The sequence below is a fragment of the Streptomyces sp. NPDC049887 genome (assembly GCF_040656535.1).
Classification (GTDB): Bacteria; Actinomycetota; Actinomycetes; order Streptomycetales; family Streptomycetaceae; genus Streptomyces.
Map to the genome: position 1 here is coordinate 1 of NZ_JBFAMM010000040.1, position 12,323 is coordinate 12,323.

At 76.2% G+C, this 12,323-nt stretch carries 11 protein-coding genes; 6 read left to right on the forward strand and 5 right to left on the reverse strand.

What is annotated here, in order from left to right; all coding sequences use genetic code 11:
- Positions 1 to 50: 50 nt before the first annotated feature.
- A complete protein-coding gene (locus AB0J10_RS31215) occupies positions 51 to 467 on the reverse strand; it encodes a hypothetical protein (protein WP_363066379.1) in 417 nt (138 codons plus the stop codon).
- Positions 468 to 671: 204 nt separating this feature from the next.
- On the opposite strand from AB0J10_RS31215, the gene AB0J10_RS31220 reads away from it, so the two are divergent.
- A complete protein-coding gene (locus AB0J10_RS31220) occupies positions 672 to 1,445 on the forward strand; it encodes an MBL fold metallo-hydrolase (protein WP_363066381.1) in 774 nt (257 codons plus the stop codon).
- A complete protein-coding gene (locus tag AB0J10_RS31225; protein WP_363066383.1) occupies positions 1,442 to 2,098 on the forward strand; it encodes a VTT domain-containing protein in 657 nt (218 codons plus the stop codon). The genes AB0J10_RS31220 and AB0J10_RS31225 overlap by 4 nt, the downstream gene beginning before the upstream one ends.
- Here the strand turns inward: AB0J10_RS31225 and AB0J10_RS31230 are convergent.
- The 3 genes from AB0J10_RS31230 to AB0J10_RS31240 all read right to left on the reverse strand — a co-directional run bounded on the left by AB0J10_RS31230 (position 2,078) and on the right by AB0J10_RS31240 (position 6,045).
- Entirely contained in the window at positions 2,078 to 3,061 is a 984-nt protein-coding gene (locus AB0J10_RS31230; protein WP_363066431.1) for an MBL fold metallo-hydrolase, read from the reverse strand. The genes AB0J10_RS31225 and AB0J10_RS31230 overlap by 21 nt on opposite strands.
- Positions 3,062 to 3,543: 482 nt before the next feature.
- The gene (locus AB0J10_RS31235) at positions 3,544 to 4,761 is read right to left on the reverse strand and encodes an aminotransferase class I/II-fold pyridoxal phosphate-dependent enzyme (RefSeq protein WP_363066385.1); all 1,218 of its coding nucleotides are present in this window, start codon (positions 4,759 to 4,761) and stop codon (positions 3,544 to 3,546) included.
- Between the two features lie 711 nt (positions 4,762 to 5,472).
- A complete protein-coding gene (locus tag AB0J10_RS31240) occupies positions 5,473 to 6,045 on the reverse strand; it encodes a TIGR03086 family metal-binding protein (RefSeq protein WP_363066387.1) in 573 nt (190 codons plus the stop codon).
- Between the two features lie 334 nt (positions 6,046 to 6,379).
- Here AB0J10_RS31240 and AB0J10_RS31245 point away from each other — a divergent pair, with 334 nt between their 5' ends.
- The 4 genes from AB0J10_RS31245 (at position 6,380) to AB0J10_RS31260 (ending at position 11,469) form a co-directional block, all read left to right on the forward strand.
- Entirely contained in the window at positions 6,380 to 8,011 is a 1,632-nt protein-coding gene (locus AB0J10_RS31245) for a phosphatase PAP2 family protein (RefSeq protein WP_363066389.1), read from the forward strand.
- Positions 8,012 to 8,239: 228 nt separating this feature from the next.
- A complete protein-coding gene (locus AB0J10_RS31250) occupies positions 8,240 to 9,052 on the forward strand; it encodes a methyltransferase domain-containing protein (RefSeq protein WP_363066391.1) in 813 nt (270 codons plus the stop codon).
- A 407-nt stretch (positions 9,053 to 9,459) separates the two neighbouring features.
- Positions 9,460 to 9,837 carry a VOC family protein gene (locus AB0J10_RS31255; protein WP_363066393.1) on the forward strand — a complete coding sequence of 126 codons (378 nt, stop codon included), beginning with the start codon at positions 9,460 to 9,462 and terminating at the stop codon, positions 9,835 to 9,837.
- A 987-nt stretch (positions 9,838 to 10,824) separates the two neighbouring features.
- Positions 10,825 to 11,469 carry a DUF4232 domain-containing protein gene (locus AB0J10_RS31260; RefSeq protein ID WP_363066395.1) on the forward strand — a complete coding sequence of 215 codons (645 nt, stop codon included), beginning with the start codon at positions 10,825 to 10,827 and terminating at the stop codon, positions 11,467 to 11,469.
- 155 nt (positions 11,470 to 11,624) lie between these two features.
- Here the strand turns inward: AB0J10_RS31260 and AB0J10_RS31265 are convergent, their stop codons facing one another.
- Positions 11,625 to 12,323 (reverse strand): GNAT family protein, encoded by a 699-nt coding sequence (locus AB0J10_RS31265; RefSeq protein WP_363066397.1) that lies wholly within the window; start codon positions 12,321 to 12,323, stop codon positions 11,625 to 11,627.

The window sequence follows — 12,323 nt, forward strand, 5'->3', positions numbered from 1 at the left end:
CTGAGCGGGCCGCGGGCCGGGCCCGGCGCCGGGCCCGGCCCGCGGCCCGCTCAGCAGCCGTTGTAGCCCGCGGTCGGCATCGAGAGCCGCCGATGGACGCTTGCCTTCATGGCGGCGTCGTAGGCGGGCTCGTCCAGACCGGCCGTGGCCAGCCGGACACCGCGGCGCTCGCACTCGGCGGAGAACTCCGGGACGGAGGTCAGGGCACGCGCCAGGACGCGATCGTTCGGGGCGACGAAGAGGTCGACGAGGCCCGCCTCGACATCGGCCCAGAGGCCGCAGTGATCGGGCCGCAGACCGTAGAAGAGGAGCTCGCGGGCGACCACGAACCCCTTGTCCGCCGCCCAGCGGGCGCACATCGCGTGCTGGCTGCGGGTGTCGACGAGGAAGGGGTCGGCGTCGAGCTCCTCCAGCGGGGTCAGGCTCGCGATGGCCGCGACCCGCACGCCGTCCCCTGCGCCTGTCATGGACCGTCCCCCCGCGTCGGCTGTCGTGGCCCGACCCTACTCGGCCACGGCCGCGCGGGGGAGGCGCACTTCGGGGCGCGCGGGAGACCGCCGGCCCCCCGAGCGCCTACCCTCGCAGGCCCCCCGAACGCCTACCCTCGTACCGGAGACGGCGGCCGGCCCGCCGAGGTCCGGACGGCGCCGGGTCGCCGGCGAGGAGGCGGTGTGGCGGTCGAGGTCACCTGGTGGGGTCACGCCAGCTGCACGGTCGAGGACTCGGGCGTCCGGGTCCTCACCGACCCGCTGTTCGTCGGCAGGCTCGCGCATCTGCGCCGCCGGCGGGGGCAGCTGCCGCCGCCCGAGGCCGCCGTCGCCGACGCCGTGGTCGTCTCCCACCTGCACTCCGACCATCTGCATCTGCCCTCGCTTGCCCGGCTCGCCCCCGGCACCCGGCTGATCGTGCCCCGCGGCGCCCCACGGGCCGTCCCGGGGCTGCGCAGACTGGACGGTCTGCGGATCGTGGAGGTGGCACCGGGCGACGAGGTGGCCGTGGCGGGCGTGCGCGTACGGGCCGTGCCGGCCGCCCACGACGGGCGGCGGCTGCCGATGGGGCCGCACCGCTCCCCCGCGCTGGGCTTCGTCGTCCACGGCACCGCGCGCACCTACTTCGCCGGGGACACCGGACTGTTCGACGGCATGGCGGCCGCGGTCGGTCCGGTGGACTTGGCGCTGCTGCCGGTCGGCGGCTGGGGGCCGTTCCTGGGGCACGGCCATCTGGACCCGGACCGCGCGGCCCGTGCGCTCGCCGCACTCGCGCCCCGCTCCGCGGTGCCGGTGCACTACGGCACGTACTGGCCGATCGGGATGGACGCGGTCAGACCGCACGAGTTCCACTCCCCGGGCGACGAGTTCGTCCGCAAGGCGGCTCGTCTGGCCCCGGACGTGGTGGTGCACCGGCTGGGGCACTGCGAGAGCGTGCGGCCGGAGGTCTCCCGGTGAGGCTCCAGGACGTGGTCGGGCAGCTGCCGCCGGAGTCGACCCAGCAGGCCGTCGGCTATCCGACGCTGTTCCTGCTGGTGGCGCTGGGGGCCTTGGTGCCGGTGGTGCCGACGGGGGCGGTGGTGAGCACGGCCGCGGTGGTGGCGCTCCATCAGACCGCGCCGCTCTCGGTGTTCTTCGTGTTCGTGGTGGCCGCGTCGGCCGCGTTCCTCGGGGACATCACGCTGTACTGGCTCGGCAGGCGCGGCGTCGGATCGAAGAACGGCTCGCGGTGGCTGGAGGCGCTGCGGGCGCGGGCGGCCCCGGACCGGCTTGAGCAGGCACAGCGCAGACTCGACGACCACAGCGCGACCGTGCTCGTACTGTCCCGGCTGGTACCGGCCGGACGGATTCCGGTGATGCTCGCGTGCCTGATGTCGCGGATGCCGCCGGCCCGCTTCGCCCGCGGCGACGCGCCCGCCTGTCTGGCGTGGGCCGCCACCTACGGGGTCATCGGGATCCTCGGCGGCTCGCTGTTCGACGAGCCCTGGGAGGGTGTGCTGGCCGCCGTGGGGCTGACGCTGCTGCTGAGCGGGTTGCCCGCGCTGTGGCGACGACTGCGGCGCCGGCAGAGACTGCGCCCGCGCCGGCCGTCAGGCGGTCAGCACACGTGAGCCGCCGACTGGCAGGTCCCACAACTGTTCACGGGGGCGGCCCGTGTGCTCCCAGGCGGTCAGCAGCCGGCGCATCGGCTCCATCACCGGCTCGGACGAGAGCACGAAGGTGGCCCAGTGCATCGGTGCCATGTTTCGGGCGCCGAGGTCCTCGAACGCCTGGACCGCCTCCTCCGGATCGGTGTGCACCGAGCTGAGCCACCAGCGCGGCGCGTACGCGCCGATCGGCAGCATCGCCAGGTCGATGTCCGGGTGGCGGCGGCCGATCTCCTTGAACCAGTGGCCGTAGCCGGTGTCACCCGAGAAGTACACCTGGCGGCCGCGCTGGTCGGTGAGGATCCAGCCGCCCCAGAGCGAGCGGCAGGTGTCCGTGAGCGTGCGCTTGGACCAGTGGTGCGCGGGCACGAACTCGAACCGGACCGACCCGACCCCGCTGCCGGCGGGCAGTTCCGCCGTCTCCCACCAGTCGAGTTCGGTGACGCGGGTGAAGCGCCTGCGCCGGAACCAGCCGCCGAGACCCGCCGGCACGAACATCGGGGTGCGCCTCGGCAGCCGGGCGATGGTGGGCGCGTCCAGGTGGTCGTAGTGGTTGTGGCTGATGACGACGGCGTCGACGGGCGGCAGGTCCTCCCAGCGAACGCCCACGGGAGTGAGCCTGGCCGGGGTGCCGAGGATCCTGCGGGACCAGACGGGGTCCGTGAGCACCGTGAGCTCACCGATCGCGACGACCCAGCTCGCGTGGCCCGCCCACGTGACGGCGACGGTGCCCGGCTCGGCCTCCGGCAGGGCGCCGGGGGCGAAGGGCAGCTGGGGAATGTCCTTGAGTCCGGCCGCCGCCGGCCGCAGCGCGCCCTCCCTCGCCAGCCGCGCCATGGCCCGTACCCCGGGCAGCGGCGCGGTGAGCCGGTCGGCGAAGGACCGCGGCCACCTCCGGACGAGCCCCAGCGGCCGCAGCCCGGTCACGGCCGCCGTTCCGGGCCCGGCCTCGTAGTTCACGGTCCGGGGCCCCGGACCGCCCGCCGGCCCGTGCCGCGACTCCGGCCGGGCGGCCGCGCCCGTCGCATCGTACGGGCCGCCCCCCGGAGCGGCGCGATCCGCGGGCGCCGGCTGGTGGACGCCGGCCCCGCCGCTCCCGCCTCCCGCACGCGCCTCCGCGTCGGCCGGGAACGGACCGCCCGGACCCCGCGCGCCGGACGCCCCGTCCCCGCGCGCCTCCGCGTCGGCCGGGAGCGGGCCGCGCTGATCCGCTCCGGCCGGCGCGTCGTGCTTCGCGCGGCTGCGGGCCGTCCCGGGCCGGTGGTCCGGGGCCAGGGAGGGGGCGGTTCCCGTGGTGCGGCGGGTGTGTGCCGCCGGGGAGGTGGGAGGCGGCTGCTCCGTCTGTTCCGTCATCTGCGGCTCCGTTCATCGCGGGTGGGGGCTCGCGGGTCGCGGTCCCCGGGGCTGCGTCAGCGCAGTTCCCGGAAGGCCGATCCGAGGGACTTCAGCGACTTGGCGACATGCGGCAGTGCGAGGGGGTCGTCGGACTCGAGCGCTTCGAGGCGTTCCTCCGGGCTCGTGCCCAGGAAGGGGCTGGTGTCGACACGGGCGCGCAGTGCGCCGAGTTCGTCGCCGAAGCGGTGACCGCCGGGGACCGGTGTGTGCAGGCGTTCGCTGAGGTAGTCCTCCAGCTCCATCGAGTCGGTGACCCCCAGACCGGCGAGCCGGGCTCGCAACGGGCCCAGGTCCGCGTAGAGATGGCGGCCCGCCTGGGGCGGCCCGGCGAGGGCACCGGAGGTGAGAACCAGATGGTGGACCGCGTCGGCCACGGCGGCGTGCAGGGTGTTCGCGCGGTCGCGCCGGGCGGTGACCGGACCGGGCTCCTCCAGCGCGTGCGCCGCGGCCGCCGCCACCGGACCGGCGACGAAACCCCCGAGGGCCGTGAGGATGTCGAGCACCCGTGCCCGCCGCCCGGCGGCGGGCCCCGTCGTCGGGAACCGGGCCACGGCGACGGGCCACGCGGCCGGCAGCAGGGCACCCGACAGATCGCTGATGACGGTGACGTCGTCCGGGCACATCTCGGCGGGGCTGAGCAGGGGGCGGTCGAGCGGCTCGTGCACCGTGTCGCGCCACGTCTCGTCGCTGATGATGTGCAGCCCTTCGTCGACTGCCGCCTCGCAGGCCTCGCGGACGAGTTCGGGCGGGGCGACGGTGGCGGTGGGGTCGTCCGCGACGGACAGCAGCATCACATGCGGACTGCCCCCCTCCGCCCGGATCCTCCGCACGGTCTCCAGCAGGGCGTACGGATCGGGCACTCCGCCGCTCTCCGCGGAGGTGGGCACGTGGAACGCGGGCCGGCCGAGCAGCCGGGCCTGCGGTGTCCACCACGCGGGGCAGGGCCGCGGCATGAGGACGTCGCCGCCGTGGGCGGCGAGCAGTGCGAGCAGCAGCGGCTGCGCACCGGGCGCGGCGGCGATGTCCTCGGGACGGCTGCGCAGTCCGCGCCGCCACCAGTAGCCGGCGGCGGCCTCGCGCAGGATCGGCCCCCCGCCCGGCGGTTCGGGGAAGGTACGTCCGGCGGCGGACGCGAGCACGCCCGCGAGTTCGGGCAGCACGGGCAGGCCGGGGTCCGGTGCGGGCGGCCCGTAGCGGACCGGGCCGCGGCCTTCCGGATCGGTCCGCCGCATGCGCCCACCTCCCGTCGCCAGGGCCCGGGATTCGGCTGCCCGGCCACGAGCCCTTTATACGGAGGTTCGGGCCCGCCCGCCGCTCCGGGCGGGCCGTTCGGCAGTCCCCGGTCCCCGGGCTCAGGGCCGTCCGGGACCACGGTCGCAGGCGTCGCCGATGCGCGGCCCGCTCACCGCGGGGTCACGGAACGGCGGACGAGTGCGCCGAACACGGGGAACGGCGGGCGGGCCGACGGGGGCCGAGTCGTCACGGCACTCCTCCGAAGTGCGGCGGGGGCGGTACGGAGGCCCGCGGCACGACGCGACGGCGGCCGCTCCGGGGGCGCAGCCGCGGGAGGGGCGGGGGCACGGGAGGGACGGGGGCACGGGAGGGACGGGGGCACGGGAGGGACGGGGGCACGGGAGGAACCGCCGGCGTGCCGCAGGGACGGGGAGGACCCGGACGAGGATTCCCTTACGGCCGGGGCCGGTCGGCACGGTCCGGGCGCCGACCGCGATCGGCTCCGGCCGGAAGGGCGGGCGCCACCGCGCCGGTCCGGTCCGCCGTGCCCGCGTGCCGGGCGTAGCCGTGTGCCGGACGTGGCCGCGTTCCGGGCGTGGGCCGCGTCCCGAACGCAGCCGTGTGCCGAGCGTGGCCGCGTCCCGGGGCGCAGCCGTGTGCCACGTGACCGCCGTGATCGCGTCCCGGGTCACCGGTTGGCGGAACCGGCGTCACGGACGGCGCCCCAGCAGGCAGAGCAGCTCCGTCTGCCGGTCCGCGCCCTCCGGCGGTTCCACGGCAGGGGCGAACAGGCCGCTCCCGGACAGTTCGGCGGCGTACGGCGCGACTTCCTCCGCGGCGAAGCCGACCAGCGCGTCCGGGAGGGTGTCGTCGGCCCCGATGGCCCGCGAGAGGTCCCACGCGTGCACGATCACGTCGGCCGTCATCTGCGAGCAGTAGGCGGCGACCGTGGTGTCGCCGTACGACAGACCGACGCCCCGGTCCAGGGCTCCCGGCGCACGGAACGCGGCCTTGGCCGCGGAGGCGGCCCGGTCCCAGGTGACGGCGGGATGCCCGCCGAGCACGTCGCCGTCGTAGGCGGCGCCGACGTCCGAGACCGAACGGCCCTCGCCCACCAGGGGCGGTACCCACAACTGCTCGGCGGTCACATGGTTGACGAGGTCCCGCACGGACCAGCCGGTGCAGGGCGTCGGCGCGTCCCACTGCTCCGGGCGGACGGCGTGCACCCGGTCGGTGAAGAGCGCGAGGGCCTCGGCGTGCCGGTCCAGCAGGCGGGTGTCCATGGGGACCACTGTGCTCCGGCGGCCCGGCGCCCGCGAACGCTCACGGCGCTGCCGGGCCACGCCGGCCGTCACCTGGACCCCGGGGAGCGCCGCGGCGGCAACGCCCCCGCGGCCCCGGTGCGGTACTCACGCCGCCCACCGACCGTCCTGCGCGGGCGCGGGCGGCACGGACACCCCACCCCACCCGTCCTGCTCGGCGCGGGCGCCGTGCACACCCCACCCGTCCTGCTCGGCGCGGGCGCCGTGCACACGCCACCCCACCGGCCCTGCGCGGCACGGGTGGCATGTGCAGGGGGTCCGCTTGGATCGCCAGGACTCGGGGTACCCGCGTTCCATGCCGGCCTTCCACCGAGACGGAGCGCCGCGGTCCGCCGCGCAGTCGCTCCCCCAGTCCTTCACGCGTGCCGTGTCCCGCATCGTGTCCTTCCCCGAGGGACAGCCGCGGCGGACGCCGCGCGCCCGGCGGGTCGCCTCGACCCTCACCGGGTGGGACCGGGGGGTCCTCCAGGCGGTTGCGGCCCGCCACTGGCCGGGGGCCGACCCCGTGCTGCCGAGGCTCAGCAGGGCCGCCGACCACGGGCTCCTGTGGTTCGGCACGGCCGCCGGGATGGCCGTATTCGGACGCGGCGCACGGTCGCGGCGGGCCGCTGTGCGCGGCGTGGCCTCGCTGGCGCTCGCCTCCGCGACGATCAACACGGTGGCCAAGCGGTCGGTGCGCAGGTCGCGTCCGCTGCTCGACACCGTGCCGCTCGTCAGGCAGCTGAAACGGCAGCCGTTCACCACGTCCTTCCCTTCCGGGCACTCGGCGTCGGCGGCCGCGTTCGCCGCGGGCGTGGCGATGGAGTCGAAGGGCTGGGGTGCCGTCGTGGCGCCGGTCGCGGCCGCGGTCGCCCTGTCCCGCGTCTACACCGGGGTCCACTACCCGAGCGACGTCCTCGTCGGGGCCGCGCTCGGGGTCGGAGCGGCGTTCGCGGTGCGCGGGCTGGTGCCGACCCGGGACCAACTGCCGCCGCCGGGACGGCCGCACACCCCGGCGCCCCCGCTGCCGGCCGGGAAGGACCTCGTCGTGGTCGCCAACCGCTCCTCCGGCTCCGCGACCGGTCCGCTGGGCGCCCTGGCCGCCGGGGACGACGCCACGGCCCTGGTCCGCGACGCGCTCCCGCTGGCGCGGATCGTCGAGTGCGCTCCGGAGGAGATCGAGAGCGCCCTGGAGGAGGCTGCCAGGAGCGGCTGCCGGGCGCTCGGCGTGCTGGGGGGTGACGGCACGGTGAACCGCGCCGCGAGCACCGCGGCCCGGCACGGGCTGCCGCTCGCCGTGTTCCCCGGAGGGACCCTCAACCACTTCGCGTACGACCTCGGTCTGGAGACCGTGCACGACACGTGCGAGGCACTGACCTCGGGTGATGCCGTGCGCGTCGACCTGGGGCGGTTCACCCCGGGACCCGACGGCGCGCGCGAGGGCCACTTCGTCAACACCTTCTCCCTCGGCGTGTACCCGGAGATGGTGCGCATCCGGGAGCGGTGGTCGCCGCGGATCGGCGGCTGGCCCGCCGGTGTGCTGGCCGCCCTGCGGACCCTGCGCGGCGAGCACCCGCTGGAGGCGGAGATCGCCGGGCGCAGAAGGCCGCTGTGGCTGCTGTTCGCCGGGAACGGGAGCTACCAGCGTGTCGGCCCGACGCCGGGGCGCCGCTACGACCTGGCCGACGGGCTGCTCGACGTCCGGGCGGTGCACGGCGGCCGCTTCCCGGGCGTGCGGCTGCTGGCGGCGGCGCTCGCGGGTCCGCTGAGCCGGTCCCCGTTCCACGCGGCCGGCCGGCTGCGGAAGCTGCGCATCTCCGGCCTGGCGCCGGGCTCGCTGCTCGCGTACGACGGCGAGATCGCCGGGGCGCCGACGGACCTGACGGTGGACAAGCTGACGGAGGCACTGGTCGTCTACCGTCCCTCGCCGGCCTCACCGCTGCTCTGATCGGATCCCGGCCAGGGTCCGCACTTCCGCACCGACGGCTCCCGGGGCGTCGGGGGCCCGGCGCGGGCGACCAGGCGCGGGCGACGGCCCGGCTCGTCCGGGTCGGGTCCGCCGCGGCCTCCGAGCCCGCCGCGCTCCCTGCCGTATCCACATAGCAAGACACAGGTCTCATCATCCGGATGAGCGGCGTACGGTGGCCGTACCACGTCTCGAGAGGGGTACGGCCGCATGCCGAAGGAGACCGCCGTCTACACCCACGGCCACCACGAGTCGGTGCTGCGCTCGCACCGCTGGCGCACGGCGGCGAACTCGGCCGCGTACCTCGTGCCCCAACTGCGGCGCGGTGCCGACGTACTGGACGTCGGGTGCGGTCCCGGCACGATCACGGCCGATCTGGCGGCCCTGGTCGCCCCCGGGACGGTCACGGCGGTCGACGCCGCGCCGGACGTCCTGGAGCGGGCGCGCGAGGAGGCGCGGGCACGCGGGCTGGACGGCATCCGCTTCGCGGTCGCCGACGTCCACGCACTGGACTTCCCCGACCACTCCTTCGACGTCGTCCACGCCCACCAGGTGCTGCAGCACGTGGGCGACCCGGTGGCGGCGCTCCGGGAGATGCGGCGGGTGTGCAGGCCGGGCGGCGTCGTCGCCGTCCGCGACAGCGACTACGGCGCCTTCGCCTGGTTTCCCGAAGTCCCGGCGCTGGACACCTGGCTGGAGCTGTACCGCCGGGTGGCCCGGGCCAACGGCGGGGAACCGGATGCCGGCCGCAGGCTGTACTCGTGGGCGCGCGCCGCAGGCTTCACCGACGTCACGGCGACGGCATCGGCCTGGTGCTTCGCCACCCCGGAGGAACGCGCGTGGTGGAGCGGCCTGTGGGCGGACCGTACGACGGCCTCGGCCTATGCGGCGCTCGCCGTCGAGGGCGGCCACGCCCGCCCGGACGAACTCCACGGCATCGCCGCGGCCTGGCGCGCGTGGGGCCGCGCGGACGACGGCTGGTTCATGGTCCCGCACGGCGAACTGATCTGCCGGGCACCCTGAGGCAGGATCGGCAGCGGCCCGCCACGGCCGATCGGCGGCAGCGCGCAGGGCTCCGGCGTCCCGTCGCGCTCGGCGGGGAACCGGCTCCGCACCGCCGGCGCAGTACCGCCGGCCTCCGCCGAGGCGGGCGACCGTGACGCCGGAGCCCTGCGGAGTGCCTGCCCAGGGGTGGGATCGCTGGCCCCCCGCGGGCCGGACGGCCGGGGGCATCCCGGACCCGCAGTCCCTGCTGCACCACCTCGCGCACGGCCCGTGCCCCGCCCGTCACCCCACCCCGCCGTGCCCCCGCCTCCTCGATCGCCGTACGAGCCTCGCGCGGCAGCCGTGCCCCTCGGCCGTGCACCTGGCCGCTGCCGGGCCGCGGGAACCGATCTCGTCGTCCACCGGCCCCAACTACCCTCGCCGGTATGGAGATCCTCGGAACCACGCTGCGTATCTGCGTCGACGACCTGGAGGCCGCGGCCGGCTTCTACGAACGCCTCACGGGCACGCCTGCGCTCCGCTTCGAGCGCGGCGGGGTGTCGGTTGCGGCGGTGGGCTGCTTCCTGCTGATGAGCGGTCCCGAGTCGGAGCTGGAGATCCTCCGCAAGGTGTCCGCGACCATCGCGGTCGAGGACGTGGACACGGCGTACGCGACGCTCACCGGCGTCGGCGCCAAGGTGGTGGCCGGCCCGGTGCCGACACCGGTGGGCCGCAATCTCATCGCGGTCCACCCGGACGGGTCGGTGTTCGAGTACGCCGATCGGAAGTCCGCCGCCGACGAGACCGGCGCGCCGGGCCACTGAGTTCCTGCCGGGCCGGCGGGCGAGGTACGGAAGCACCGGCCCCGCCCGTCGGACCGGTCCGCACCGCGGGTGACGAATCGGCCGTCCTGGGGCCGCCACGAACTCCCCGCCGCCGCGCCCGGGGCTCAGCCCTCCGGGCGCGGCGGCATCCGGAAGTCGTAGCGCGCCGACGGTGGTTCGCCTGTGAGCCGGAGCACGACCTCGCCGAGGGCATCTCCTCCTCGCGCCGGACCGCCGCCTCGAAGCCCTTGTCGAGGACGGCCAGTCCGGCCTCGGGCGGCCAACCGGCCCCGCTCACACGGGGGACGACGAGAGCCGGTCCAGTACCGAGCGGGCGCCGGCCGTGCGACCGGGGTCCGGCGGGACCTGTCACCACGCCGGCCGGTGGCGCCGCAGCCGTCGAGACGCTGCGCGCACGCGGGCGTTGCGACGCTGCCCCGTCCCCGCCGGACGCCGCAGCCGTGGCGCGGCGGTACGACCGCACCGTCCGGCGGTGGCGCCGAGCCCCGCACGACGCCCTGCTCTCAGGGCACCCGGCGAACCGGAGGCGGCCGGGCACGGTTGCGGGCGCGGCGGGTGCCGACCGGGTCGGAGGACGTCGATCACGACGGTTCCGGGCGCGGCCGTCCCGGACGACCGGACCCCTCGCCGATCCGGTGCTGAGCGAGCAGGCAGCCATGTCCGTTCCGCGCAGGAGCGGCTTCGGGGCCGTGTACAAGCGCCCGGCATATTGTCCGGATGCATCACTCGATTGGCTGGTTTAGGGTGAAAAAGCTTGTGCTCGTGAGCGAGTCGCGCCCCGCAGTGGCACCGCGGCGCGAACCGTGTGCCCGGCGGCATCCGCCCGGGACAGTCGCCGCCGGGTGCCCGGCGGCCCACCGGGTCGATCCGGTCCGGGCCACCGGTCGGAAGGACGGGTCCTCCCGAGCGGGCGGACCCCTGAGCGGCCCGAGCACAGTCCCCCGCAACCGATCACGGAGGTACCGCATGTCATGGCCGATACGCACCCGCACGGGCGGCAACCACACAGGTCCGGGCCGTCCCGTCCCTGATCCTGCGGTGCTCGCCGACGCGGCTCGTGCCCGTACGGCCGTCCGTGCCCGTACCGCGGCCCGTGCCCGGGCGCGGGCCGCGGGCGCCCTGGCCGTGGTGGCCCTCGCCGCGCCGGTGGTGTCGGCCGCACCCGCCGCGGCGGCGCCTCCCCCACCGTGCCTGACCTCGGACCTCTCGCTGTCCTGGGCTCCGGGCGGCACGGCCGTCTCGGGCGGCACGGAGCCCGGCAGCAGCCGGACCGCCGTCGTCGCCCTGCGGAACGCGGGGGAAGCCACCTGTCTGCTGGACGGGTTCCCGAAGGTGACGCTCGCCCAGGGAGCCACGACGGAGAACCTCGTGGACCAGCGGTCGGTGTCGCACTCGGCCGTCACGCTCGCCCCCGGGGCGAGCGCCCGGTTCACCCTCACGTTCAGGCAGGGGCAGTCCGGCGAGGACGGGGTGATCGAGCCGGTCACCGCGATCGTGACGCCGCCGAACAACACTGCGTCCACGCACCTGCGCTGGCGCTGGGGTCCGGTGGCCGAGCAGGAGTCGGCCGATCCGCCGCGCAACTTCGTGGGTCCCGTGGTGGCCGCCTGAGTCCCCCTCAGCCCCTGAACCCCCGTCACCACGGGGGTACGGGGGCTCAGGTCCGCCCTGCGCGCCCGCCCGCCGCGCTCCGGCACCGCCGCGGCCCACGCCGCTCGCCGTGCGGCGCCGGCGGGCGGGCGCCGGCGGGCGGGCGCCGGCCGCGGTCAGTCCGCGCTGTCGGCGCCGGTGACCGCTCCTGGCAGGCGGAGTTCCATCCCGGCGGTGATCGCCCAGCGCTCGTGGTCGCGCCAGGCACCGTCGATGAACAGGAAGTCCGGGGAGAAGCCCTCCAGCCGGAAGCCCAGCCGTCGCACCAGGGCGATGGATGCCTGGTTGCGGGGCTGGATGTTGGCTTCGAGCCGATGCAGTCCCAGCGGCCCGAAGGCATGGCGGACGACGAGCCCGAGACCCTCCGTCATCAGTCCCCGGCCCGTGGCGTGGGCGAACGCCCCGTAACCGAGTGCACCGCTGAGGAAGGCGCCCTCGACGATGTTGTTGATGTTGATGAATCCGGCGATCCGGCCGTCCGCGCGATCGCAGACGAGGTAGCCGGCCCTGGTCGGGTCATCGAGGAGCCTGCGCGCGTAGGCGAGGTAGTCGTCCTCGGTCAGGGGCGGGAAGAGCCAGGGCCGGTGGAGCCGGGTGCTCTCCCCGGCGAGTGCCGTGTACTGCGTCGCGTCGTCGAGGCGGTAGTGGCGTATGAACGTCCTCGGGCCCACCTCGACCGCCGCGGGAGCGTCGGAGGCCGCGGAACCGCCGGGGACCTCGAGTCCCGAGAGGGCCTGGGGGCCTGCCGTGACCCCGGGGCCGGAAGCGGTGGTGGTGTCGCGTGGGTCCGGAGGGGAACTTGGTGCCGGGGACAT